Raw genomic sequence first — 26230 nt, 5'->3', positions numbered from 1 at the left:
GAGGCCTAGGACCGTCTCTGGCTGTTGCAGCCGGAGCCGATGTCATGTTTAATGTTCTTCCCATAACCTCAACCTGCACCATTGGCTACTAAAAAAGCCCCCCAGATCCTTTCTGGGGGGCTTTTTTGTCTTACAAATCGTTCGTTTACAAGCCGTGTGCTTCCCGCATAGACTCCTGACAGGCTGTGAGATACACATCAACCAGCTCGTCGGTGATGGCAGTGCTCACAAACAGCGCTTCGTATTGGGCCGGCGCCAGGTAGATGCCCCGCCGCAGCATTGCCTGGAAGTAGCGACCAAATGCCTCGGTGTCTGAGGTTTTGGCGTCCTCCAAATTGTGAACTGGTTTGTCTGTAAAAAATACGCTGAACATAGAGCCAACGCGGTTGACGGTATAGTTCAGGCCGAGGTCGGCGGCAATCTGCCGGGTGCCGTCAGCAAGGCGGGCGGTGATGCGGTCGAGCTCGGTATACAGGTCAGGGTTTTGCTGCAGATAGGTTAACTGAGCAATACCAGCAGCCGTTGCAATGGGGTTGCCAGAAAGCGTGCCGGCCTGATACACTTTGCCAGCGGGCGCTACATTATCCATAATATCCTGACGGCCACCGTAAGCGCCAACCGGCATGCCGCCGCCAATGATTTTGCCCAGCGTCGTCATGTCAGGCTTGATGCCGTACAGCTCCTGCGCCCCGCCGCGGGCAAGGCGGAAGCCGGTCATCACTTCATCAAAAATCAGGACGATGCCGTGCTCAGTGCACAGGTCGCGCAGGGCTTGCAGATAGCCTTCGGCCGGTGCTACCAAGCCCATATTGCCGACCACCGGCTCCAGAATAAGCGCCGCCACCTGGCCCGCGTTTGCCTCAATGGCCTGGCGGACGGCCTCGGTATCGTTGTAAGGAACGGTGATGGTATCGCGGGCCACGCCGGCGGTTACGCCCGGCGAATCGGGTGTGCCCAGGGTGAGGGCACCGCTGCCGGCCGCAATAAGGAAGGAATCGCCATGGCCGTGGTAGCAGCCCTCAAACTTGATGATCTTGTCGCGCCCTGTGTAGCCGCGCGCCACGCGGATGGCCGACATGGTGGCCTCCGTACCCGAGTTCACCAGCCGCACTTTTTCAATGCTGGGCACCATGGCTTTAATCAGCTCGGCCATTTCCACCTCACGCTGCGTAGGCGCGCCAAACGACAGCGAGCTGGGAATAGCTTTTTGAACTGCCTCCACTACAACTTGTGGCGCATGGCCCAATATCATTGGCCCCCAGGAGTTTATAAAATCTAGATACTTGTTGCCATCCACATCTGTAAGCCAGGCGCCCTGCGCCGACTGCATAAATACCGGATGACCACCTACGGCCCGAAAGGCTCGTACCGGCGAATTAACACCGCCGGGAATATGGTTCTTGGCGCGTGAAAAAAGAGCTTCGCTAGTGGTAAGCGTAAGCTCGGGAGCAGGAGAGAGGGAGGTTGAATTCATAGAGATAAAACAGAGAACAGGCGTAAAAGTCTAGTGAAAGTGAGGCGAATACAGGTGCTGGGCTTAACGGCCGCCTACCGGGTTCTGCACTTCTACCTCTAGTCGCTCAAGCTTGATAAGCGGTACGTATTGATTGTCGTGGGCACCATTTGGGTAGCCAATACCCTGGAATAGCGGGCCCGAAACCGGACCTGACGTAGCCAAGCCTTGTTGAAATGCAGGGCCATGCTGATGTAGCTGATGACCGAAGTAATACAGCAACTCAAACCCCGAGTGGGCAAACACGCTGGGGGGCAAATTGTGGCGCTGCACATACAGCTGGCGAAAGCGCCGCACCCCAAAACTAGTCGGGTCAAGGTACTTGCGATGAATCAGATACACGTCGCGCGCATCGAGGCGGCTGGGGCTCACCGACGGATTTTCCAGCCACGAGCCGTAGGTAATAAGCGGTAGTTGGGAAGTCTGGGCTTGCAGATGCTTGAGGGTATACGCCCCGGCCTTCCGATTGTCGGAGGCAACAACTAAATGACCGAGAGTAGTGAGGTCGACGCCCGTAAAGCCGGCCTCTAATGACTCTTCCAGGTTGGAGTTAAGGCGCCGTAGCACCTGCACTTTGCCCCCCAGCGCTTCATAAGCTGTCTTATAAGCCTGAGCGAAGGCCAGATCGTCGCTGGTGTCTTCGTGCAGGACAGCCGCCGTGCGGCCGCTGAAGGTGCGAAAGGCATACTGAGCGGCTACCTGAGCCTGGGTCGCCATACTGGGCTCAAACAGATAATGCCAGTTGTTGCTGATGATCAGGTTGCCATCCTGCGAAAGCGGATTGATGGTAATAATCTGACGCTGTTGGGCATAGCGCGCCAGCAGCTTGCTGCCCGACTTATATATCGGTCCGATGATCATGTCCATGCCGGCTAGCTCGGGCAAGGCCAGCACCTGCTTGAGTTGAATGGTATCGGCGCCGGTGTCGTAGGCAAAAAGCTGAACGGGCCGGCCTTCGCGCTGCAAGGAATCCTGGGCGAGAAGCAAGCCTGCGTAAAGGTCCGTAACAAACTGATTGCGACGCACTTTCTCCCAGCTTGGATCATTAAACTCGAAGGGCAGCAGCACTGCTACTCGGTAAATGGCCTTCTTTTGGGCCTGAGGAATAGCAGAGTAACGGGCCCGGTCGAGGGAAAAATCCTTGATTAATTGCTCCAGAACGGGCTTGTCGGCCTCCGTATACCAACCGCCGGCTATCAGCTTGTCGGCATAAGCCCGACCTACGGCGGCATCTTTGGGATAGCGCTGCAATAGGTTCTGAAACAGCGCTTTGTCCTGAATTCGAGCCAGATAGGTAGCCTTTATGACGTCCTGCTCGGCGGCAAGCGTCTTGTTCGGAATCTGTTCGAGCACCTGCAAAGCATTGTCGGGCTCGCCCTGCTCAAACGACACCTGCGCTTGCAGGAACATGGCTTCGGGTAGATTCTCCCACTTATTATACTCGGCCCGAATCAAATTGAGCATTTGCTCCGCCTCCGCCCACTTTTTAGCACGGGTGGCAGCTACCGCATACAAGTAAGCAGCCTCAGCACCACGCTCAAAGCGGGCGGCTGGGGGCGTAAGGGGTGCCAGCTCCTGCATCGCCAGGTCGTAGCGGCCCTGATCGAGCAGCACCTTGCCGTTCTGGTAGCGCGTGTTCTGATCGGAGGAGTTGAGATTGGCAGGTAAGGCGGGGCGGGGCTTGGCTGTGGCCGTCTTTGGGGCCGTGGGGGGCAATTTGCGGGCCGCAGATGATGGCGTTGGTTTAGTGGTAGTTATGGCCTTGGTGGAGGCAGTGCTGGTGGGCTGGGGGGCTTTTGTGGTTGCTGGCTTCGTACTAGCTGGTTTGCTGGCCGGCCGGGCTGCCGTCGTCGTCTGGGCGAATAGGGGCACTGCGGTCAGCCAGCTAAAACAACACAGGCAGGCAATGAAGCGAAGAGAGTACAGATGCCTCATAGAGGAGGGGCAATGGAATAAAGAGGGAGAGAAAAGGCGGCAGTGAGCGATGCTTGCGTGCGCCATACAAAGGTACGCAGGATCGGCGGGGATGATATCGGCCCGGAGCCGCTTACGTCCGGCTGATTTACTGCTGGGGCCGCTGGGGGGCAAATCATTGAATATTCGCAGAGCAGCCCGCGCGAGCAATTGCTTAGGCCATACACGCTTGTGTTTCGGACTCGTGTCTTATCTTTAGCAAGTGCGCACGGCTCGGCTATACCCAAGCGCCGCACTTGGTCGTTACGGTATTTCTCTCATCGCTTCGCCTGCTTATGCCTGTTTCTCTGCCTCAGCTCCCCTCAGCCACTCATCTGCGCCAACGTCTTGGGCTGCTGTTTGTGCTGGGCGCATCCATTACCCTGAGCGTCGTGCTGATTACGTTTCGGGTATTCATGACGCAGGAGCTGACGTTTGTGTTTCTGCTCTGGAACCTGTTTCTGGCCTTAATTCCCTTCGGGCTCAGCACGATGCTCGGCCTGGCGGCCGGGCCGGTTCGGCGGCGTCTGCTACTGCCGACTGGCGCCGTCTGGCTGCTATTTTTTCCGAACGCGCCCTACATTCTCACCGACTTATTTCATCTGGCCCAGCGTCCCGGCGTGCCCTATTGGTACGACCTGGCCTTGATCCTGACCTGTGCCTGGAACGGATTAATGCTGGCTTACGCATCCCTTATTGAGATGCAAGGCTTGGTGCGCCGCCGCATGGGCACGGTCGTCGGCTGGGGCTTTGCCACGGCGGCGATTGTGTTGAGCAGCTTCGGGATTTATCTGGGCCGCTACCTGCGCTGGAACAGCTGGGATATATTTATGAATCCGCTCACGCTCTTCTACGACATCCTCAACCGGGTGCTGCACCCCATGGCTCACCCGCGCACTTACGGCGTCACTGTTCTCTTTTCCGCGTTCCTGCTGCTGGGTTATATCACAGTTCGCCAGCTCGCGGGTATGCATAGAGAAGAGCAGGAGCGCTAAACAACTTTTACGGCAAAATTTCTGGTTTACCTGCTGTTCTCTATAACATAGAAAACAATGAATATTCGCGTTATTTGGTAGCGCTGATTTCGCGCTTTCCATGAAACTGCCTTCTCTGCAGCGCCTCGTGCGCGAAGCTGCCCGCGTGGTGCGTCGCTTTCCCCTCACGCTGTTGTGCGCATTGATATTGTGCGCCGCTGGTATCTATGCCCAGCGTCTGGATGACTTCGAAAAAAACTTGCCTGAATGGCTTTTTCCGCTGATTTCGGCGTCGGTGCTGGGGCTCACGCTTACGCTGAGCGTCAGTTTGGCCGGTGAGCGCTACCATTGGCCTCGTTGGCTGAAACTCTTAACGCAAGCCGGAGCTATACTGCTTCTAGCGGTTTGGTACACCCTATGTCCGCCCGAACCAGACCTGGTTTGGGGACTGCGGCTGCTACTGATGCTAATTGGGATGCACCTGTTGGTAGCTGTATCGCCCTATTTACTCGAACTGCGCCGGCAAGCTGATACCCCTGGGTTCTGGCGCTACAATGAGACACTGTTCATCCGCATTCTGACGGCGGGCGTGTATTCGGGTGTATTGTTTGTTGGCTGCTCGCTGGCTCTGGTGGCGGTTGATAACTTGTTTGATGTCGATATTGATAACAAGGTTTACCCTCACTTATTCACGGTGTTGGGTACGATATTCAATACTTGGTTCTTCCTGGCTGGCGTGCCCGAAGACTTTGAGGCGTTGGAGCAGGAAGCGACTTATCCAAAGGAACTGAAGCTCTTTACTCAATTCGTGCTCTTGCCCTTGGTAGTCTTGTACCTAGTCATCCTTTACGCTTACATGGCCCGGATTCTGGGGTTGTGGGAGCTGCCAAAAGGGTGGGTATCCACGCTAATACTGGCGCTAGCCGTGGCGGGTATTTTCGCTTTGTTGCTCATCCATCCCATCCGCGACAATGCCGAAAACACCTGGATTCGCACATTCGCACGTTGGTTTTATTGGTCTTTGTTTCCGCTGTTGGGGCTGTTGGTTGTGGCCATTGGTACACGTATTCGCGCCTATGGAATCACGGAGGAGCGGTATCTGGTGCTGGCCCTGGCCGCCTGGCTCACCATAATCACCATTTACTTTCTGGTGCGGCAGGGGCGGGGCATCATCTGGATTCCTGCCTCCTTGGCCGTCGTTGCGTTTTTGTCGGCTGGCGGCCCCTGGGGGGCTTTTTCGGTGGCCGAGCGTAGCCAGTTGGCCCAACTGCGCGAGGTTAGCGAGGAGTACAAGCTGCTGCAAAATGGTAAGCTTGATAGTGCTGGTCAGCGCGTTGCCGAGTTGCCCAAGGAAGCAGGTAAGCGTATCACGTCTATTTTTGACTTCTTCGCTGAGCGTAATAATCTGGATGCCGTGCAGCCCTTTTTTACCGCTTCGCTCGTCACGCCCGATTCGTTGCAGGGCAAACATTTGGAAAGGCGCGATTGGCAGCAGCAACGGTTGTTTGACGTGAGCGGGTTGGAAAGAGTAGACTATCACGAAACCGAAACGACCAAAGATCAAGGCCAAAACCTCTATTTTGAGCCTGTCGAATCTCATGTGACGGTTCTTGGGCCTGGATATTACTGGCTACGCAACATAAACAGCTACAGGAACCGCGAGAGCCACATAAAGAGACGCATAAATGGTAGCGCGGCGCTTGATACGTTTAAGCTGGCTGAAGGCACATTTCGGTTGCGCCATACCAAAACCGGCCGCTATATTTATCTGGAGCGCCTTACTCAGCCGAATCGTTGGCAGTCAATCCTCTCCGTATCGCCAGCTGGCTTCGCCGACTCATTGGCTCGCAACAGACAACAGGGTGGCTATGAAAATGTACAACTCCCAACTCTCAGCCTTACAGCTTCTAGTGCCACAATGCAGCTACGCGTATTGTTTACTTACATCCGCCGAGAGCAGAAACCGAAGCAACCGCCTACCTACTATTACGCCGCCGACGCTATCCTAACATTCAAACAGCCTTCTCAAGAGGAATAAAAAAGCCCCCCAGCAATTCATCTGGGGGGCTTTTTTATTCCTCTTGAGAAGGCTGTTTGAATAGATTAAATAATTAACGATCAGATACTTGTGAATGATGTGTTTGAGTAATTATTATACCCAAAACCAAAAAAAATAAAAGAATACCAGCTGCAAGGTTTATCAAAAAGCAGATCACTAAGAGAACCCGTTTCCATAGGGGTTGTGGCGGAGGCCACTTTAATCCTGGCCAACTTAACCATAAGCAAAAGGCAACTACAATCACAGTTGCGAATGGGATAAGGAACTGTGGATTTCTCATAGGACGTTAATAAAGCAAAAGCCGCTTCGGGTTACCGAAGCGGCTTTTGCTTTATTAACGTCCTATTTATTCCCACTCAATGGTAGCGGGCGGCTTCGAGCTAATGTCGTACACCACGCGGTTGATGCCGCGCACCTGGTTGATGATTTTGTTCGAGACGTGGGCCAGAAAGTCATAGGGGAGGTGGGCCCAGTCGGCGGTCATACCGTCTACGCTGGTCACCGCGCGCAGGGCTACTACCTGCTCGTAGGTGCGCTCATCGCCCATTACGCCCACGCTCTGAATGGGCAAAAGCATCACGCCCGCCTGCCAGATTTTGTCGTAGAGGCCATACTCACGTAGCGAATCAATGAAGATGGCATCAGCTTTCTGCAATAGCAGTACTTTCTGGGGCGTGATGTCGCCGAGGATGCGGATAGCCAAACCAGGACCGGGGAAAGGGTGCCGGTTCAGGATATCGGGGGGCAAATTTAGGGCCGCGCCCACTTCGCGCACCTCGTCTTTGAACAGCATGCGCAACGGTTCCACTACTTTCAGGTTCATCAGCTCCGGCAGGCCGCCCACGTTGTGGTGACTTTTGATCGTCACGGCCGGCCCCTTCACCGACACCGATTCAATCACGTCGGGGTAGATAGTGCCCTGGGCCAGCCAGGTAGCGCCTTCTACTTTTTTAGCTTCGCGCTCAAATACCTCAATAAAGGTGCGGCCGATGGCTTTGCGCTTTAGCTCGGGATCAGAGAGGCCGGCGAGCGCCGAATAGAACTCCTGCGAAGCATCCACGCCGCGCACGTTTAGGCCCAGCACTTCATAGGCCTGCAATACGCCTTCGTACTCGTCTTTACGCAGCAGGCCGTTATCCACGAAAATGCCGTGCAGACGCGGCCCGATGGCTTCGTGCAGCAGCAAAGCTGCCACTGAGGAATCGACGCCGCCGGATAAGCCCAGAATCACCTGATCGGTTTCGCCGATGGTGTGCTGCAAGGCCGCCACCATGCTGCTCACAAAGTGCTCCGGCGTCCAGCTTTGGTCGCAGCCGCAGATATCGACCACAAAGTTGCGCATCAGCGTTTTGCCTTGGGTAGAATGCGTTACCTCGGGGTGAAACTGAATGCCGTAAGTGGGCTGGCCAGCAATATGATACGCGGCTACGTCTACCTCGTGTGTGCTGGCAATAATCTCGTAGCCGGGGGGCAACGTTTGAATAGTATCGCCGTGCGACATCCACACCTGCGATTCGAGGCTTAGCTCCCGCATAAGCGGGCTGCTCCGGTCAAGGTGACTGATGCGGGCGCGGCCGTACTCGCGGATGGTAGCGGGCAATACTTCGCCGCCGCCCTGCTGAGCCAGCAGCTGCGCGCCGTAGCACACGCCCAGCACCGGCACGTGGCCCAGGTATTGGCTCAAATCGGGGTTGGGAGAGTCAGGGTCGCGCACGGAGCAGGGCGAGCCCGAAAGCACCACGCCCCGGATATCCTCAGTGAGGGCCGGGGCGTGCGTGTAGGGATGAATCTCGCAGTAGACGTTCAGCTCGCGAATGCGTCGGGCAATGAGCTGCGTGTACTGGGAGCCGAAATCAAGAATCAGAATCTGTTGGGGCATGGGCAAAGGTAAGGAGGCCAACGCGAGCCTGCAAAATCAGTAGGGGGGCTATTATGCAGGCTGAAGTAGAACTGTTTTGTGCATCCGCCCGATTTATGGCTGTTAAATGCCTGTTATCCCCAATCTGAAGTGGTTGATACTCTGTGGTTAGCTGCTTCAGCGTAAAATAATCAGGACAATTGGCTTCATCTGCCGAATCTGTAGTCTATCTTTGCAACGGCGAGTCAGAACGACCAGCTCCTGCTGAACTCCCCCAGGACCGGAAGGTAGCAAGGGTAGGCGGTTGAGCGGTGCGATTTTGGCTCGCTTTTTTTTGCCCATGCCCCAACGAAACCCAGTGCCGCGTTTGCCGGCAATTGGGTAGCTTTGGGGCATTCTCTTGTAATAACCTACCGCATGAAATTCTTTATTGATACCGCTAACCTGCGCGAAATTCAGGAAGCCGTAGAGCTTGGTGTACTGGACGGCGTGACTACCAACCCATCATTGATGGCCAAAGAGGGCATCAAAGGTATGGACAACATTATGGCCCACTACCGGCAGATCTGCGAGATGGTAGATGGCGACGTGTCGGCCGAAGTTATCGGTATCACCTTCGAGGATATGGTGCGCGAGGGCGAGATGTTTGCCGAACTGCACCCTAACATCGTGGTGAAAGTGCCCATGACCCGCGACGGGGTGAAAGCCATCAAGCACTTCTCGGAAAAAGGCATCAAAACCAATTGCACCCTGATTTTCTCGGCCGGGCAAGCGCTGCTCGCCGCTAAAGCCGGGGCTACCTACGTATCGCCCTTCGTGGGCCGCTTAGACGATATCGGGCACGATGGACTGGTGCTGGTGCAGCAGATAGTGGATATTTTCAGCAACTACGGCTACCCAACGCAGGTGCTGGCCGCGTCGGTGCGCCACGTGCCGCACCTGATTCAGTGCGCCGAAATCGGGGCTGACGTGGTGACTTGTCCGCTCAACGTTATTACCGGCTTGCTTAATCATCCGCTGACCGACAAAGGACTGGCCCAGTTTCTGGCCGATCATAAGAAGGTGAACGGATGATTTTTGAGGAATTAGAAGTCAGGAGCCAGCAGACAGGAGTAGTTCATATCTCCTTTTTTAGCTCCTGACTTCCAACTCCTGAATCCTAGCTTCTAGCTCCTCTCCATATGTACATCATCAAAGTAAAAGGCAAGGCCAAAATTCCGGACTACATTCAGCTCCGCGACGAGGAATTTGTGCTGATTGCGTACTTCCGCGCCGACCGCCCTTTGAAGGATTTGCACCGCTACGGGCTGGAAGGCAAGGAAACAGCCCTGGCCGGGGTGATTGCGGGTTTGGAATTTGGAAAGCTGCAAAAGCTGGAAGTCTGAGCTTTAGGCTTAAAAAAGCCCCCCAGCCTTCGTATTCACTGAGTGGCCCGCCGTGGCAGCTCACTCAGATTCATTTCGCGTTATAGTTACTATGTCAGATTCCGCCGTACCCGTTGTTGAGCTCCACGACGCCTACATTATGCAGGACGTGAATACGGTACTGCAAAAAATTACCTTCACCCTCGAAAAAGGCGAGTTTGCTTATCTGGTCGGTCGGACAGGCTCGGGCAAAAGCTCGTTGCTTAAAACGCTGTACGCCGATCTGCCGCTGGGTGGGGGCGTGGGTACCGTGGCCGGTTTTCCATTGCAAAAGCTGAGCTCCGGCAAGGTGCCGTATCTGCGGCGCAAGCTGGGCATTATTTTCCAGGATTTTCAGCTGCTTTTCGACCGCACCGTAGCCGAAAACCTGATTTTTGTGCTAAAGGCAACGGGCTGGAGCGGGAAGGCCCGCATTCAGAATCGCTTGTCGGAAGTGCTGATGCGCGTGGGCCTGGCCAACTCGGCCAGCAAAATGCCCCACCAGCTTTCGGGTGGCGAGCAGCAGCGGGTAGTTATTGCCCGCGCTTTGCTCAACGAACCATTGCTGCTGCTGGCCGACGAACCTACCGGCAACCTCGACCCGGAAGTAGCGGCCGACATCATGCGCTTGTTCGTGGAAATCAACAATGCGGGCACGGCCGTGCTGATGGCTACGCACAACTACCAGATCATCCGGCAGTACCCGAAGCGGGTGCTGAAGTGCGAGAACGGGCAATTGATCGATTCAACTCAGGTTTCTTTCAAGCTGACCGAATAACGCCTTCTACAATTGCCATGTAGCAATGAGCAAGCGCACAATACCTGGTCATTGTTGATTGCTAAATGTTGATGGTCACATGCCCGGTCTGTCCATTCTGATTCCTGTTCATAACCGCGACGTTACCAGGCTAGTACAGTCGTTGGCCGGGCAGGCAATGGATTGGAAGGGGCCCGTAGAGATTATCTGTCTGGACGATGGCTCGCAGGAGCCTTGCCGCCTGCTCAACAGGGCGCTGATTGACTGGCCTTTGGTAACATATCGGGAATTGCCCCACAACATCGGGCGCTCCGCCGTGCGCAACCGCTTGGCTGCCAGTGCCAAGCAGCCTTGGCTTTTGTTGCTTGATAACAACGTACATCTGCCTGATTCTCGCTTTTTGGCTCGTTACGCCGCCGCCATTGTTCAGACGAAGGCCCCCGTGCTGGTGGGCGGCACCACGTATGAACCCACGTCGCCTACCGATACTGCCGCTTACCTGCGATGGCACTACGGGCGCTGTCGGGAGGCTTTTTCGGCGGCGGTGCGCCAGCAGACTGCGCATTCCCAGTTCAAGCTCAAGAATGTATTGATGCGGGCGGATGTGTTTGATCAGGTAAAACTGGACGAAACGCTCACGCGCTACGGGCATGAGGATACCAAGTTCGGCTGGCGCCTGCGGGCCGCCGGAATTGCCGTGCAGCATCTGGACAATCCGGTGTTGCACGATGGGCTGGAGGCTGGCGAGACATTCCTGCTCAACTCGCGCCAGGCCGTGCAGAACCTGGTGTATATGTACCGCAGGGAAGCGCTGGGCGCTGATACCAAGTTGCTGCGTGTAGCCTTACAGCTGCAACGCCTGGGCTTAGGAACGGCTACGCGTATCGCGTTAGCGCCAGTTGAGCCCCTGCTGAAGCGTCAGTTGCTGGGAAGTTCTCCCCAACTGCGCAACCTAGATATTCTGAAGCTGCTCTGGGCGCTGCGGGCATTGAAGTAATAAATACCCGCTAGTCCATAAAAAAGCCCCCCAGAGAAACTCTGGGGGGCTTTTTTTATTGAAAACATGGAAAGGATACTTAGTCGTTGTCGGTGTTTTTGACTTCCGACTTCACTTCTTTGTAGGCACCTTTCACGGCGGTGCCTACTTTCTTGCCGACTTTGGCCGCACCTTTACCAACATCTTTGCCGGTTTCCTTTACATCGGAGGCGGTGTTGCTGACGGCCTGGCCTACTTTGCTGCGCTCATCGGCCGTCTCGTCTTTCACTTCCTTGGCCTCGTCGCTCACGGCGTTGGCTCCCTGCGCGGCGCGGGCTTGGGTTTTATCCACCGACTTAAAGGCGGCGTACTTCAGCTTTTCCTTTTGAATAGCAGCCAGGTCATTGGCGCTGATGTCACCTTTTACAGCATCATACGCCTCATCCAGGGCCCGCCACTCGGCGTTGATGTTGCGCCAATCGTCGATGTCGTAGCGGTCCTCGTTCTGCTTGATCATCTGCGTGAAGTTCTCATACGTCTGACGCGCGTTGGCGGCAGTTAGCTGAGCAGCAGGGCTGGTAGGCTTGTAATATTTGCCCACCTTCATGGTGCCTGCCCCACTGGCTACACCCGTGGTAGCATCGGTGCCGCTGGCAGTATTGGTTTTATTGCGCCATGCCTGGTCGCGCTGGTCGTAGGCGGTGGTGTAGCGGGTCCGAAGCTGCTCGATTTCCTGACGGCGGGCCTCATCGTACTGATCGGCATACTGGTCTACGGCCGCCACTTTGGCATCGTAATCGGCCTTCATCTGCGTGGTTTCACGCTCATAATCGGCTTCGGCCTGATTGCTGGCCGCCTGTGCTTTAGCTTCCGATTCGGTGACGAAATTCTTGAAGTCGTTGTATGCCTGGTCGCTTCCCTGCGAAACTTCCGCGCGGTCTTGGCGCGAACAGCTGGCTTGCGAGAAAGTGATACCGCCAGCCATCAGCAAGAGGGCCAGGGTATGCATGGTTATTCGTTTCTTAAACATGGCAGTAGGGGGTTAGTTCTGAGGTGGAATGATCAGTGTGGAAGTCTGATCTTTGTTTGGCTAAACGCAAGCGCGCGGGTAGGGGTTGCATGCCCTAGGGGCTGCTAGTTTGGGGGTTGCAGCTATATTTGGTGCTTAGCGCCCACTCTTCATTCCCCTGCCCATTGCCCACCAATCTTGTGCCGCCCGCACCCATTCGCATGCTGGATCTGGCAGCTCAGCACGCCGCCCTTCAGCCTGCCCTCGGCGAGGCTATAAGCGTAGTGCTGCGGGAAGCAGAGTTTATCAATGGCCCGGCCGTAGCAGCCTTTGCCCAGGAGCTGAGCGCCGCCCTCGGTGGCCCGCACGTAATTCCCTGCGCCAACGGCACCGACGCGCTCCAGCTGGCGCTGATGAGCTTGAATTTGCCCCCCAACGCCGAAATTATTCTGCCCGCTTTTACTTATGTCGCCACCGCCGAAGCCGCCGCCGTGCTGGGCCTGCGGCCGATGTTCGTTGATGTACTGCCTACCACTTTCTGCCTCGATCCGGTGGCGGTGGAAGCTGCCATTACGCCGCGTACGGGAGCAGTACTAGCAGTGCATTTATTCGGGCAATGTGCTGATATGGAGGCGTTAATGCAGCTTTCAACGCGCCGCGGCATTCCGCTAATCGAAGACAACGCCCAGGCCATTGGCGCCATGTATCGATTTACCGATGGCGCCCAAGCCGCAGCCGGCACCATAGGAGAAGTAGGCACCACGTCGTTTTTTCCGGCCAAAAACCTTGGAGCCTTCGGCGACGGCGGCGCTGTTTTTACAAATGATGCTGCCCGCGCCGCCTTCCTGCGCCAGCTCGCCAACCACGGCCAAACCCGCAAGTACCACCACCAGCACATCGGCCTCAACTCCCGCCTCGATACGCTGCAAGCGGCCTTGCTCCGCGTAAAGTTGCCCCATCTGCCCGCCTGGACTGCCGCCCGCCAGCGCATCGCCGACCACTACGATGCGGCGCTGGGGGGCATTTCCGGCCTCCGCATTCCATACCGCGACCCGCAGAGCAGCCACGTGTTTCACCAATACACCCTAACCCTGGAAAATGCCCCCCAGCGCGATGAGCTGCAAGAATATCTGCGCGAGCGGGGCGTGCCGAGCATGGTGTATTATCCGGTGCCGGTGCACTTGCAGCCCGCCTATGCCTACCTTGGCTCACGGGCCGGGCAGTTTCCGGTGTCTGAGAACTTGTGCCGCACCGTGCTGTCATTGCCCATCCACCCGATGCTGAGCGCGGCCCAACTAAGCTATATCGTTACGGCTATCCGCGCCTTTTTTGGTTTAACCCGCCCCTTTGCATGAGTATACCGTTACCCGTTGGGGTCGAGCAGCCTGAAGTGCGCTTTGTGATTTGTGGGGTGGGCCACATCGGCCGCCGCCACGCGGCGTTGGTGCAGCGTCAGCCCGGTGCCAAACTGGCCGCTCTCATCGATATTCGGGCCGAGCAAAAGCCGGAGCTAGCTGCCGAGTTTGTTGGGGTGCCTTTTTTCGCTTCTCTCGAAGAATACCTCGCCCACGGCCCGTCTGCCGACGTGCTCACCGTGGCTACGCCCAACTACCTGCACGCGCCGCAGGCCATTGCCGGGCTGCGCCACGGACTGCATGTGCTAGTGGAGAAGCCGCTGGCCCTGCGCACCGCCGATGCCGAGCAGATTCTGACTACCGCCGCCCAGGCTCGCCGACTCGTGTTTGGCGTAATGCAGAACCGCTACTCCCCGCCGGCCGTCTGGCTGAAGCAGGTGATAGAGGAGAACCGTCTGGGGGGCATTTTTATGGTTCAGATCAACTGCTTTTGGAATCGTGATGCCCGCTACTACCGCCCCGGCAGCTGGCATGGCACCCGCGCCCAAGACGGCGGTACGCTCTTCACCCAGTTCAGCCACTTCATTGATTTGCTCTACTGGGTTTTTGGCGATGTAACCAACCTGCAAGCCCGCTTCCACAACTTCAATCATCAGCACCTCACCGAGTTCGAGGACAGCGGCCTCGTTACCTTCGACTTAGTGCGCGGCGGCACCGGCACCCTGCACTACAGCACCGCCATCTGGGACCGCAACCTGGAAAGCAGCCTCACCGTCATCGGTGAGCACGGCAGCCTGCGCATTGGCGGGCAGTACATGGACAAAGTGGAGCACTGCCACATCCGCGACTATGAGTGTCCGCCGCTGCTGCCCACCAATCCCGCCAATCACTACGGCTTCTATCAAGGCAGTGCCGCCAATCATGTGCAGGTGATCGAAGAAGTGGTGGAGGCGGTTAGAAACGGCAGCTCAGCTGAAACGAATGCGCAGGAAGGAGTGAAGGTGGTGGAGATTATCGAGCAAATTTATAAGTTGAAAAAGGCAGCGGGATAAATAAGGCTCGTATACCATATTCCTAGCTAAGAGGTGTTTACGTCTTGATAGTAAGTAGCCAATGACTTCTTCCCCCGACCAACAAGCCCTCACCGAACTCCGCGCCTGGCAACAGCGGATGCAGCAGCGCCCCACCCTGCTGAACCGCTTCACGCGGCGGGTGCAGATTCGGCTGAATGCGCTGCTGCCTGAGCGCGTGCATGAGGCCATTACCACGGCCATTCGGCAGATGGTGCGCGGGGTGTTGTTTGGGTCTATGCACACTACGCGCCAGCCGCTGCTGGAAGCGCCGTGGGTGGCGCGCGAAACGACGGTCCGCACCCGCATCCGCTACTACCGCAACACGGCTTCGGCCGAAGGTGCCGTGACGGGGGCGGGGGGCTTTTTGCTGGGGTTGGCCGACTTTCCGCTGCTGCTGAGCCTCAAGCTCAAGCTGCTCTTCGACGTAGCCGCCCTCTACGGCCACGACGTGCGCGACTACACCGAGCGGCTTTATCTGCTGCACATTTTCCAGCTGGCCTTTTCCAGTCAGCACACCCGCAATGAGGTGTACCGCCGCATGGCCGATTGGGACACCTACCGCCACACCCTACCCACCGACGTGAACGAGTTTGACTGGCGCACCTTTCAGCAGGAGTACCGTGACTACATCGATTTGGCGAAGCTGGCCCAGCTAGTGCCGGTGATTGGGGCGGCAGTAGGGGCGGTGGCCAACTACCGACTTATCGAGCAGCTCGGCGAAACGGCCATGAACTGCTACCGAATGCGCCAGCTGGCAGCGGCGGGCACTATTTTGCCCCCCAGCGCTGGCTAAGTTGCGTTGCAGGAGAGAAAGAGTAGGTGCATTTGCAAGTACGCCCGGCCGGAGCCTACCTTTGCAGTCCAATTCTTTCTGATCAAAGGATTGTTTTTATACCGAGGCGTGGAGAGAAAGGCTCGACGAAACGCCGGCAACCCCCAACACAATTGGAACGGTGCCAACCGAGGTCAGCGCAAGTATCGACTGACTATATAAAAACAGCTTGCCGTGAACATTCACTTCCAATCCGCTCCCGTTTACTTCGCCACCACGCCGCCCCAACCGCTAAGTTGGGCTGCCTGTTCGAATATGGGTTGTTGCTGTTGTTGAGCGTTCGTCAATTTCCTCTTTTTCTTGGCTTTGCCTACCCGCGGCGGCAAGTAGTAGCTGCTGGGGGCATTTCTGCTCTGATTTCAGCCACCGCTTTGACTGAAGATCAGCTGGTAGTTTGATTGCTGAATCGGTGAAAACCGCTTTTGCTTTCGGTCTGACTGCTACGGCCGAGCTTATTTTCTCTTACCTCCTTTCTTTTTATTTACCACGAGGCGCGGCTTCGGGCTACCTTTTATGCTCAAAAAATCACTGGAATTGCTGCGGCAAGAGGCGGCCGAAACCGGCACACACACCCTTAAGCGCAGTCTGAGTGCCTTCAACCTGGTCGCCATCGGGGTAGGGGTTATAATAGGGGCGGGGCTCTTCTCCCTTACTGGCATTGCGGCTGCCAATCATACTGGGCCAGCTGTTACGCTCTCGTTTTTGGTGGCCGCTGTTGGCTGCGCTTTCTCGGCCTTGTGTTATGCGGAGTTCGCGTCCATGGTGCCCGTGGCTGGCTCGGCTTATACCTATTCCTACGCGACGCTGGGCGAGCTGTTTGCCTGGATTATCGGTTGGGATTTAGTGCTTGAATACTCAGTAGGTGCCGCTGCTGTGGCCATTAGCTGGTCGCAGTACCTGACGCGGTTTTTGGCCAAATACGACCTGCATATTCCCGCTCAGCTCGTTATGTCGCCCTTCGAGACCTCTACTTTGGCCGATGGCTCGGTGGTGCACGGGTTTGTCAATCTGCCCGCCATTCTGATCGTGCTGGCCATCACAGCCATCGTGATTCGGGGTACGCAGGGGTCGGCTTGGGTCAACGCGACCATTGTGGCCCTGAAGGTATCGGTGGTGCTAGTGTTCATTGCCCTGGGCTGGCAGTATATCGATCCGGCTAACTATCAGCCTTATATTCCGGCCAATACGGGCACCTTTGGCGAGTTCGGGTTGAGCGGAATTCTGCGCGGAGCCGGCGTGATATTCTTCGTCTTTATCGGCTTTGATATTGTGGCGACGATGGCGCAGGAAGCAAAAAAGCCCCAGCGTGATATGCCCATTGGTATCATTGGCTCCCTGCTGGTGTGTACTGTATTATTTGTGCTCTTCGGACACGTTATGACGGGTTTGGCCAACTATACGGAGTTTAAAAACAGCGCCGCGCCGGTAGCTATTGCCATCGAGAAAACGCCGTATGCTTGGCTGAGTCAAGCCATTATCGTCGCTATTCTGATTGGCTACACCTCCGTAATTCTGGTAGATTTGCTGGGCCAGTCGCGGGTGTTTTTCTCTATGTCGCGCGATGGGTTATTGCCCAAAATCTTCTCCGAGATTCACCCTCGCTTCCAAACGCCTTACAAATCAAATGTCCTGCTGGCGGCCTTGATTAGCGCTTTTGCGGGCCTGGTGCCCATTCAGGTAGTAGGCGAAATGACCAGTATTGGTACGCTGCTGGCTTTCGTGATGGTGTGTCTGGGTGTGCTTATCATGCGCAAGCAGCAGCCCGACGCGCCCCGCGCTTTCCGCACGCCGTGGGTGCCGCTGGTGCCCATCATGGGCATTCTGACTTGCCTGCTGATGATGTTTTCGCTGCCCTGGGATACGTGGCTGCGCCTCTTCGTATGGTTGGCCGCCGGACTGGTGATTTACTATCTGTATGGCAAGAAGCACAGCAAGCTACGGCTGGCGCAGGAGCAAGCCAAGGTGAAAGCGTAGCAAATAAAATCCTCGAAAAAGCCCCCCAGAAGATATCCGGGGGGCTTTTTTGTGCATGAATAACCGGCTTGTTCTGACAGCAATACCGATTTTCTGTCATCATTCAGACAAGAGAAGCATAGCCATGCAGTTGTTTTAGGTAGCTTGAGCCATCTATCCTTTTATGGCTATCCGATGATTGAATCATTACCTGAATCAGAAATCCAAACTGCTGCTAACCAACCTCCTGCTTACCCAACCATCAGTGAAAGCTGGGGCGCGCTCGGCTGGTTTATGCTGCTGGCGCTGGTTTTGGGCGTCTTGTCTATTCCCTTTTTTCGCTTTACAACCCACGCCCAATCCATTATTGTGACCGTGGTGGCCAGTGATTTGGCCAAGGCACTTATTGTCGTCTTGCTGATCTGGAAAATTCCGGCGGTCCGTCGCCTTCCGTTGCGGCTGCTGGCGGCCCGGGAAATACCGATAGTATATCTGCTGCTGCCGCTACTGGTGCTCGCTCAGATGGCATTGCGCATGTTGGTTGCGTTTCTGCATCTGCCCAACTGGATGAGCGATTCGATGCGGAAGCTAAGCGAGTTTCCAGGCCTCTCTTTTTTTGTTATCTGCGTTTCGGCGCCCATTCTGGAAGAGTTGCTTTTTCGGGGCTTGCTGCTGCCAGGGCTGCTGAAAAACTACAGTCCCCGCAAAGCCATAATACAGTCTGGTTTATTATTCGGGATTATTCACCTGAATCCGGCCCAAGCTGTGTCCGCATTCTTGCTAGGGCTCTTTTTGGGCTGGCTATACTACCGCACGCAGTCGTTGGCGGCGTGCATTGTGGTGCATTGCCTGAACAATGCAGTAGCATGGGTAGCGACGCAAAATCCGAAGTGGCAACATGTAGATGATCCTATCGCCCTGTTGCCTGATGGGCCGGCATTACTTCTGATGACGGTCATCGCCGCCATTATTTTCGCTGCTGGAACCTGGCTTATCTGGCGCGCTACTCACATGAGCGCCGCTACTGAGTCAGAGCCATTAGTCAACGCCTAGCCTTAAATAGGTAGCCGTCGGCGCACTTGTTGCCACAACTTGCTGACCTCCGGTACGGCCCGAGTCAGCAATAAAAGCCCCCCATACACGCCCGTAAGCACCGCGGAGCGAAGCAGCATGGTGACGAACACCGAGTGAACGGGCGGCATCAGCCACGCCGCCACACCAGCCGCCGCCGCAATGCCTAATATCAGCGGAATCCGGAAATCGAAGGGCTGCAAACCATAGGCGTGCCATACAAACCAGGTACGCGCCACGTTAATGCTGGTCATGGCCAGCAGGGTGGCAAGAGCCGCGCCGGTGAGGCCGTACAGCGGAATAAGAAGCAGATTGAGCAGCACCGTGGCCACGGCCAGCGACACGTTGAACACCAGATCGAAGCGGTAGCGGGGCGAGGTGACGAGAATCAGGCCGTTTACGCCCGTTATGCTATCGAAAAGCCGACCCGCCAGCAGCAGCAAAACGGAGGTGGTGCCGGCTGCGAATTCAGGCCGCATCAGCGAGTAAATAAAGTCCAGATTCAAGCCAATTCCCAGCGCCAGCCAACACCCAACCACTGTGTTGAGGCGCGTGGTGCGGCGGTAAAAATCGGCCATGCGCAGCATATCCTGCGCTTTCCAGTACTCTGCTAGCAGCGGAAAAGCAATCTTGTTGAGCGAACGAGCCGGAATAGTAAGCGCTGTACTGATAAAAAAAGCGGTGGTGTACACGCCCGTGGCAGCCAGACTGATACTGGAGCCTACCATAAGCGAATCGATGGAGCCGATAATAGTGCCCGACAAACTGGACAGAATAACGAACCCGCTGAAGCTGAGCACTTCCTTCACCGGCACTACGCCCAGCGCCGCACGCGACGGGCGCAAGTGCCACTCGCCCAAATACATTACATACAGCGCCAACAGCAGCGTAGCAAAGCCATAGCTACCAATAAACGCCAGCACAAATTGATGGAAAGTCAGATACCCTAGCGAGAACAAAAGGGCCGCTACCACCGTGAGCACGCGCAGCAGGATATCCTGTACAAAGGATGAAAAAGCCGTTTGATACAGCGCCTTCAGATAAGCATCCTGCAAGGAGTAGAACAGGGTAAACAGCGCCAGAATTGCCCCCCAGAAGTAATACGGATTGAGCAGCGCTGCATCACGCTCGTACTGGGCCAACAGAAACGGCCGACCGAGCACATACACAATAGTCACGACGGCAAACCCTAGGAGAGGAACCCCCAGAAGCATCGGCAGAAACCCTTGATGGCCAGTGGCTTTATCGCGGAAATAAGGGAAAAACCGGATGCCGGTACTGGCAAATCCGAAGGCCGCCAACTGGGCATAAATGGTTGCCACCGACACTAGTACACGCGTCAGGCCAATCTGATCGGCGGCCAGCAGGTTGGGCAGCACCAGCACGGTATTCACGAAGCCGAGGCCTAACCCGATGTAGGCAATAATGGTGTTGCGCAGCCCCTGCCGCTGAACGATGCCCAAGTGTACTAGTTGCTAATTAGTTGATTTGTAATTATTTGCAGCATGCTGCTGGCACTGCAGAAGATGTCAGGTGAGCTAGAATATCCGCGCCGTTGACAAAAGCTGTATTGCGGCTGCGAAGGTACTGCAATAGCTCCCGGAACTGCCGTAGGCCGTTTATTTGGTTCTGGGGGGCAAAATTCTCGTTGTGCCAAAGCACGGTGCACACGCCCCCAAACCGTTCAACTTCCTGAAACATAGGCGTGAGAGCCGGCAGAATTTCGTGCGGAGCAAGTTGCAGATAGTTGGGGTGATGCAAGGTGGCGTCCATCACATGGAGCGGAATCTCCAGAAACTCAAACGCTTTGCCATGCTCAAAATCAAAGGGATAAAATGGCAAACAGTACGAATTGCGAAAGCCAAAATGCTCCGCGAAGCCCAGCGTGGAATCATACGCAAAACCGACTTCATTCACCACCGCTGGCGTTTGGCGCGGCTCCCAGCTCAAGTAGTGAAAACGGTTGCCCATAGCAAGAATCGGCAACTTTAGCTTCTCCTGTTGGAGCTGGGGGGCATTTTGAGCCGTTCCGAGACTACCATGCACAGCTATTTCCGCACCGTTTTGGGCTAAGCATTGAATACGTTTCTGGAAGCGTGGCTTGGCCAGGTCGTAGTCGGCGTTTGGGGTGCCGTTGGCGGCGCGTTCTGGATTACCAAGAAAAAAGAACGTGGATTTTGCCCCCCAGCGCTCCGTTTCGGCCTGCACTTGTTCCAAATTATTCCAGGCGTCGTGGCCTTGCAGCCGGCGCCCCACCAAGCGCCCAAATAAACCCATTTGGCCTTTGCGGAGCGCCGCTTTGCCTTCGCCTTTCCAAGCACTCTGGCAATTGTCGATATCATGAGTAATAAACGTGGCGAATGCTGCCTGATTTGCCCCCCAGCCGCGCGGAAGCAGCTTTTGGCCAGCAATGTGCTCCACCGCCGCCCGCAATACATCGAAGTAGTAGTTCACTACAGGTATCGCCACAAAGCCGTATTGATGCTGTACGCTGGCCGCGTAAGGAAATCGCCCGTGCTGGTCGCGTTCTTCCGAAAAGTACTCCTGCCAGCCACTGAGCAGATAAAAGGCCGCCGAGATTATATCGGCATGAATGATAGCCCGATTGCCGGGCAAAAACTCCAGCAGGTCCCTCTCCGGATTGTTATCAAAAAAGAAAGGAATACGCTCACCCTGCCACTCCCGCCAGTTTGGGGCGGGTGGAAACGGGTGGTGCCGCTGGAAAAAGCCATCCGTGTGGTCGGCAATTACAAGCTGCGGTTGATTCGCATAGCCAATAGTCAGCTCTGGCACCGCCGCATATGCTTGCCTGAAATGACGTAGCACATAGGCCAGGCGTGCTGCTTCCGGCACCGGCTGGCTGACTATGGGGGGCAAAATGGCAGTAGGAGAGGCAGGCATCAGCACGAAAATACGTTGTTCGGGCCCATGCCTGCTAATCGCTGTTTTCCTAGCGAACCACTTCCAGCCAGCCTTTTATAGCACTATTGGTGGTGCCCCGGCGCAGCATGTAGTAATAAACGCCCGGTGCGGCGCTGGCGCCCCAGTCATTAAGGTAGCGCTCCGTTTGATAGACCTCTTTTCCCCAACGGTTGTAAATCGCCAACGACCATTCACCCACGTTGTAAGATGCTACTACAAAAGCGTCGTTGCGACCGTCTTTATTAGGGGTGATGATATTGGGTACACATAGTTGGGCTGTTAGCGTGCGGCTGGCTGTCTGGGTGTTACAGCCGCTCCGCACAGTTACGGTGTAGGTGCCGCCTTGCCGGGCAAGGAGCGAGCTACCCGTCGAGCCATCGGACCATAAGTAGGTATAAGCATTGCCCACTGGGGCCCGCAACAGCAAAGGGGTGCCCTCGCACACGGTAGTATCAGGACCCAAAGCAAATGCGGGCACCGCTTTAGACAGACTAACTACAACTTGGCGGGTACTGGTGCAGCCGTTGCTGAATGTCGTCGTGACAGAGTAAGTACCCGGTTGCGTTACAGAAAGGTCCGAAGTTGTAGCGCCGTTGTTCCAGCGGAATGTAGCCCCCGCCGGTGTGGAAACGGCTCGAAGCGTGCTACTAGCACCTTCACACAAAATTGTTTCACCCGTGATGCGCAAATCTGCCTGTACAACCTGACGACTACGTGTGATTGTGCAGCCTGAAGGGAAAGTGGCCGTCATAGAGTAGATGCCGGGCTGAGTTACCGTAATAGTTTGCGCTACGGCCCCCGTGTTCCACCGAAATGAGTTTGCGCCACCTGATATGCTCGCAGTTAACTGAACACTACCTCCAGCACACAAAATAGTGTCACCTAAAACAGTAACCGGCAGTGCTCTAAGATCAGCCCCCACTTGGGTGTATTCAGCACGGTAGCGCTGTTGGGTTAGAAGCAGGGATGATGAAGTCGAGGTAGCAACCGTATTGGTCCACGCGCCATCGCTAGCCGGCCGTTCATAAAGGCTGGTGCATAGCAGGCCACCTGCGGGGCGAAGCCTAAAATCGTAAGTGCCCGTACTGCCCCGACTAAACACTCCAAAGTATACTGGTGAAGTAGTGCCACTAAAAGGTATTACCATAGATGATGCCTGGTTGACAGCATACAGCTGTACTCCATCCGTTTGAGTGCTGATATTGCGTACTATACCAGAGTCTCCGTTGGCTGCAGCAAGGTTCAGGCGCGTAGCACGAAGGTCGCTACCATAAGCAAAGACACTAACATCACCAATGGCGGCCCCGGATGGTTGCCAAGGGCTGCTAGTGCTGAAATTGCTAAGCGTGCCATTAGTGGGTACACTGCCTTTGTCGATGGCTGTTAATCCAGAAGTCTGATCGAATGAATAGTAGGCCACTAGCTCAGCTGGCACCGGCGAAATCTTACGGCACATGTTAGTCCGTATCTGGTCCTGCGTCAGAGCCGCGCGCCACACCCGGATTTCATCAATGTCACCATCGAAATACCAGTTATTTAATACAAAATAACTGCCCAGCGAAAGCGCGTAGGTGCTTGCCAGGTTGCCGTTGGTATAAGGAAAGGTAGTAGTGCTTTCCAATGTGCCATCCACATAAATTTTCCACACATTATCATCGCATACTCCGGCAATATGATGCCACCGCCCATCGGCGACATACGTCCGCGAAGAGCCCGACCCGTAATACTGACCCTTACCGGCTCGGCCATTAAATATGGCAAACCCGGCGGAGGTTCCTAGCTGAAAACCACGGTCTTCAAAGTTGGAGTTTGAATATTTAGTCGCCGCAAATTGAATGGCTTCCGAGCGGGTTTTTATCCAGGCTTCAACTGTAATCCGGCTTGTAACTCCCCGATTATCTACGCCTGCATTAATGTATGTGGAGCTACCGTTGAAACGGAGTGCATTGCCCGCACCCGGAAGGCTCTGAGCCGCTGCTGAATAGCAACACATAAGAAGAAATAGGAGCAGAGTGAATAATCTAATATTATTTCTAGATTTTAAAAGAAGTAAAAATTTATTCATTCGAAATTGATGTTAGATGTATCAACCACGAAATAACCTTAATTTATCCAAGAAGCCAATTTGTTTAAAACCAGTTTTTTACTCTGTCCTTCTTTGCTTGTTCCTAAAGTTGAATTATAGTAAGCTGCCCGCTGGTATAGGTTAGCAGGTTTGTACTCCTTATAGCCCCGTAGCAACGTAGCCAATTCGGGTAGGGAAGAGGCTCTTTCTACCAAGCCATGAGCCACGTAGCCATAGTAATCATCGGCAATAGTATGAGTACCAAAGCGGTAGTACAGACTCGCCAGATTGAGTAGTATAGCCTCCAGGTGCGTAGAGGTATCGGCGGCTACTAGAGCGTCTTGCTGGTGTAGAAACTCAAATATGTTCTGCTGGCGCGCATTGGAAAACAAGAGTTGGGTATGCTCGCGCAAAAAACCAAAATCGCGGGTATCGCCAGGATGGGCGCGAAAAGTGAAAGTGAGGGTAGGAAACTCCCTGACCAAATACGCTACAGCGGCCCGGATGGCTTCTGTATCGTCTAGCAAATTGACGGCAATACCTACGCGCCGTACGGCCGGCGCGGCATTACGCTGGCTGAGGTAGGCGTCGGCCTTGGGCATCCCCACCAACTCCACGCGGCCCCGGATGGGCCCGCACTGCTGGTATTTATCCAGCGCATCCTGACCCTCCAGCAGGCTCAAGTCGAAGCCCAGGGGCGGGAAGTAAGTGCTTACGCTGGCGTGCTGCACGTAGGCAGTCGGGACTCCGCAGGCGCGGGCGGCGAGCAGGAGGGCGCGAGCGTCGTCATTGTGGTCGTTAGCAAAAATGATGGCTCTGGGCTTGTAATGGCGCAGTGCCCGCCCGTACACTTCGTAGTAGCCAATGGCGTTGAAAATCAGGTCGAAAAAGCGCACTGCCCGGCTTCCTTCGGTACGCCATAGCCCAGCCAGCACCAGCGGAAACTGCCAGTAGTACAGAAGCTTGCGGCGGAGCGAAAGGCGGTTTACGCTCCCGTTGTAACGTCCGATCTGTTTGCTTTGGCCAGCTACAAATACACTGTTGGGGAGCCCAGATCGGATAAAGTCGAGCGCTTCGTAGTTATTCTGGCTTACAACATACAGCCAAATTGCCCCCCGCAGTGGCTCCGGGTTATGGATGGGCCGAAAGCAGTTGCCCACCAGCCGCAGGGCCATGTACCCCAGTACTTTAGCAAGTCGCTTCAGTGGATTGTGCGGCGAAATGCCCCCCAGCATCTGGGGTGGAAGCTGCACAAATAAATCGCTGAAGCGCAGTTGCAGAATGTCGCGGGTGCGGGCAACGAGCTGAGCCAAATAGGGCATGACGAAACTACAGGGCTTCCCAGGTGAGTGGCGTGCCCGCGCGCAAATCCTGACGGGCAGGCTTACCGAGCAAGGGCGCAAAGTAGCGGGGCGGCAGGCCGTCGCCGGGGCGCACTACGCGCAGGTTTTCTTTGGTAAATACATCGCCTGCCCGAATATCCTGGGCAACATATAAGGAGCGTTTGTACAGGCGGCTTTTTTCCTCAGCCCGCTGCACACCGTATTGAATATGCCCCAGTGCCTGCCAGGCCCGTTCTGTTTCGGTGACCAAAGCGGCTACCTCCTCAGGCTCAAGAGAAAAAGCCGAATCGACGCCGCCATCGGAGCGACGAAGGGTTACATGCTTTTCGATGACGCAGGCGCCTAGCGCGACGGCGGCCACGGCCGCGCCCACACCCATGGTATGATCGGAGAGACCCACCGGACAATCAGGAAAAAGCTGGGCCAGATGCGGGATAGTGCGTAGGTTGGTGTTTTGGGGTGTGGCGGGATAAGTGCTAGTGCATTTTAAGAGAATTAGCTGCTGGCAGCCAGCCTCGCGCAGTACTTCCACGGCCTCGGCAACCTCGGCTAGGGTGCTGGCTCCGGTGCTCATAATCACGGGTTTGCCGGTGGCGGCTACCCGCCGCAGCAGGGGCCAGTCGGTGTTTTCGAAGGAGGCAATTTTATAAGCAGGCACATCGAGCGTTTCCAGAAAATCGACCGCCGTTTCATCGAAGGGCGAGCTGAAGGCCAGCATCCCATGCGATTTGGCGCGCTCAAACAATGGCTCATGCCACTCCCAGGGCGTGTAGGCTTCCTGATACAGCTCGTGCAACTCCCGACCGTACCACAACGAGTCAGGATCGTCGATACGGTAAGCGCCGGGGAGCGTCATAGTGTCTGCGGTATAGGTTTGGAGCTTGATGGCGTGAGCGCCTGCGGCCGCTACCGCATCAATAATGGCCAAAGCCCGCTCCAGCGACTGATTATGGTTGCCGCTAAGTTCAGCAATAATGAAAGGCGGTTGGTCGGGGCCGATAGGGCGGGAGCCGATATGCATCTTTAAGGAGTTAGAAGCGAGGAGTCGGTAGCTAAGACAAGCTGTTTTGCAATCAGGCGCGGTGGCACTATAACGAAAAGAGTCGTGGCACCA

20 protein-coding genes, 1 other RNA gene and 1 riboswitch are annotated in these 26230 nt (G+C 55.6%); of the genes, 12 read left to right on the top strand and 9 right to left on the bottom strand.

What is annotated here, in order from left to right; translation table 11 throughout:
- Positions 1–145: 145 nt before the first annotated feature.
- Both hemL and IEW06_RS09850 read right to left on the bottom strand, forming a co-directional pair.
- Complete coding sequence (hemL, locus tag IEW06_RS09855) at positions 146–1474, bottom strand: glutamate-1-semialdehyde 2,1-aminomutase (protein ID WP_187732395.1); 1329 nt, start codon at positions 1472–1474, stop codon at positions 146–148.
- A 63-nt stretch (positions 1475–1537) separates the two neighbouring features.
- Complete coding sequence (locus IEW06_RS09850) at positions 1538–3448, bottom strand: ABC transporter substrate-binding protein (RefSeq protein WP_188548192.1); 1911 nt, start codon at positions 3446–3448, stop codon at positions 1538–1540.
- A 314-nt stretch (positions 3449–3762) separates the two neighbouring features.
- On the opposite strand from IEW06_RS09850, the gene IEW06_RS09845 reads away from it, so the two are divergent.
- Positions 3763–4461: a DUF1361 domain-containing protein gene (locus IEW06_RS09845; RefSeq protein WP_187732392.1), complete on the top strand. Its 699-nt coding sequence runs from the start codon at positions 3763–3765 to the stop codon at positions 4459–4461.
- Between the two features lie 100 nt (positions 4462–4561).
- Complete coding sequence (locus IEW06_RS09840) at positions 4562–6478, top strand: DUF4153 domain-containing protein (RefSeq protein WP_188548191.1); 1917 nt, start codon at positions 4562–4564, stop codon at positions 6476–6478.
- Between the two features lie 367 nt (positions 6479–6845).
- Here IEW06_RS09840 and guaA read toward each other — a convergent pair whose 3' ends face one another.
- Complete coding sequence (gene guaA / locus IEW06_RS09835; protein WP_187732389.1) at positions 6846–8378, bottom strand: glutamine-hydrolyzing GMP synthase; 1533 nt, start codon at positions 8376–8378, stop codon at positions 6846–6848.
- A 216-nt stretch (positions 8379–8594) separates the two neighbouring features.
- On the opposite strand from guaA, the gene ffs reads away from it, so the two are divergent.
- The 5 genes from ffs to IEW06_RS09810 all read left to right on the top strand — a co-directional run bounded on the left by ffs (position 8595) and on the right by IEW06_RS09810 (position 11514).
- An RNA gene (gene ffs / locus IEW06_RS09830) (signal recognition particle sRNA small type) lies at positions 8595–8691 on the top strand.
- Between the two features lie 83 nt (positions 8692–8774).
- Positions 8775–9431 (top strand): fructose-6-phosphate aldolase, encoded by a 657-nt coding sequence (fsa, locus tag IEW06_RS09825; protein WP_187311237.1) that lies wholly within the window; start codon positions 8775–8777, stop codon positions 9429–9431.
- A gap of 107 nt (positions 9432–9538) precedes the next feature.
- Complete coding sequence (locus IEW06_RS09820) at positions 9539–9742, top strand: fructose-6-phosphate aldolase (protein WP_133273275.1); 204 nt, start codon at positions 9539–9541, stop codon at positions 9740–9742.
- Between the two features lie 91 nt (positions 9743–9833).
- On the top strand, positions 9834–10538 hold the full coding sequence (locus tag IEW06_RS09815; protein WP_084447824.1) for a cell division ATP-binding protein FtsE: 705 nt from the start codon (positions 9834–9836) through the stop codon (positions 10536–10538).
- 79 nt (positions 10539–10617) lie between these two features.
- Positions 10618–11514 (top strand): glycosyltransferase family 2 protein, encoded by an 897-nt coding sequence (locus IEW06_RS09810; RefSeq protein ID WP_187732388.1) that lies wholly within the window; start codon positions 10618–10620, stop codon positions 11512–11514.
- A 79-nt stretch (positions 11515–11593) separates the two neighbouring features.
- Here the strand turns inward: IEW06_RS09810 and IEW06_RS09805 are convergent, their stop codons facing one another.
- On the bottom strand, positions 11594–12523 hold the full coding sequence (locus IEW06_RS09805) for a DUF6565 domain-containing protein (RefSeq protein WP_187732387.1): 930 nt from the start codon (positions 12521–12523) through the stop codon (positions 11594–11596).
- A 164-nt stretch (positions 12524–12687) separates the two neighbouring features.
- Here IEW06_RS09805 and IEW06_RS09800 point away from each other — a divergent pair, with 164 nt between their 5' ends.
- The 5 genes from IEW06_RS09800 (at position 12688) to IEW06_RS09780 (ending at position 18768) form a co-directional block, all read left to right on the top strand.
- Entirely contained in the window at positions 12688–13857 is a 1170-nt protein-coding gene (locus IEW06_RS09800) for a DegT/DnrJ/EryC1/StrS family aminotransferase (RefSeq protein ID WP_229743090.1), read from the top strand.
- Positions 13854–14909 (top strand): Gfo/Idh/MocA family protein, encoded by a 1056-nt coding sequence (locus IEW06_RS09795; RefSeq protein WP_187732386.1) that lies wholly within the window; start codon positions 13854–13856, stop codon positions 14907–14909. The genes IEW06_RS09800 and IEW06_RS09795 overlap by 4 nt, the downstream gene beginning before the upstream one ends.
- Positions 14910–14970: 61 nt before the next feature.
- Positions 14971–15723 (top strand): EcsC family protein, encoded by a 753-nt coding sequence (locus IEW06_RS09790; RefSeq protein ID WP_188548190.1) that lies wholly within the window; start codon positions 14971–14973, stop codon positions 15721–15723.
- Positions 15724–15816: 93 nt separating this feature from the next.
- Positions 15817–15927, top strand: a riboswitch (SAM riboswitch).
- A 348-nt stretch (positions 15928–16275) separates the two neighbouring features.
- A complete protein-coding gene (locus tag IEW06_RS09785; protein ID WP_187732384.1) occupies positions 16276–17736 on the top strand; it encodes an amino acid permease in 1461 nt (486 codons plus the stop codon).
- Between the two features lie 174 nt (positions 17737–17910).
- The gene (locus IEW06_RS09780) at positions 17911–18768 is read left to right on the top strand and encodes a CPBP family intramembrane glutamic endopeptidase (protein ID WP_187732383.1); all 858 of its coding nucleotides are present in this window, start codon (positions 17911–17913) and stop codon (positions 18766–18768) included.
- A gap of 2 nt (positions 18769–18770) precedes the next feature.
- On the opposite strand, the gene IEW06_RS09775 is transcribed toward IEW06_RS09780, so the two are convergent.
- The 5 genes from IEW06_RS09775 to pseI all read right to left on the bottom strand — a co-directional run bounded on the left by IEW06_RS09775 (position 18771) and on the right by pseI (position 26137).
- Positions 18771–20249 (bottom strand): lipopolysaccharide biosynthesis protein, encoded by a 1479-nt coding sequence (locus tag IEW06_RS09775; RefSeq protein ID WP_187732382.1) that lies wholly within the window; start codon positions 20247–20249, stop codon positions 18771–18773.
- 31 nt (positions 20250–20280) lie between these two features.
- Positions 20281–21687 carry a DUF7033 domain-containing protein gene (locus tag IEW06_RS09770; protein ID WP_188548189.1) on the bottom strand — a complete coding sequence of 469 codons (1407 nt, stop codon included), beginning with the start codon at positions 21685–21687 and terminating at the stop codon, positions 20281–20283.
- Between the two features lie 49 nt (positions 21688–21736).
- Positions 21737–23701: a LamG-like jellyroll fold domain-containing protein gene (locus IEW06_RS09765; RefSeq protein ID WP_187732380.1), complete on the bottom strand. Its 1965-nt coding sequence runs from the start codon at positions 23699–23701 to the stop codon at positions 21737–21739.
- 110 nt (positions 23702–23811) lie between these two features.
- Positions 23812–25095 (bottom strand): hypothetical protein, encoded by a 1284-nt coding sequence (locus tag IEW06_RS09760; protein WP_229743089.1) that lies wholly within the window; start codon positions 25093–25095, stop codon positions 23812–23814.
- A 7-nt stretch (positions 25096–25102) separates the two neighbouring features.
- The gene (pseI, locus tag IEW06_RS09755) at positions 25103–26137 is read right to left on the bottom strand and encodes a pseudaminic acid synthase (RefSeq protein ID WP_187732379.1); all 1035 of its coding nucleotides are present in this window, start codon (positions 26135–26137) and stop codon (positions 25103–25105) included.
- Positions 26138–26230: the final 93 nt, after the last annotated feature.

This window comes from Hymenobacter qilianensis, assembly GCF_014638675.1.
Classification (GTDB): domain Bacteria; phylum Bacteroidota; class Bacteroidia; order Cytophagales; family Hymenobacteraceae; genus Hymenobacter; species Hymenobacter qilianensis.
This window is presented reverse-complemented; position numbering and strand designations above follow the sequence as displayed.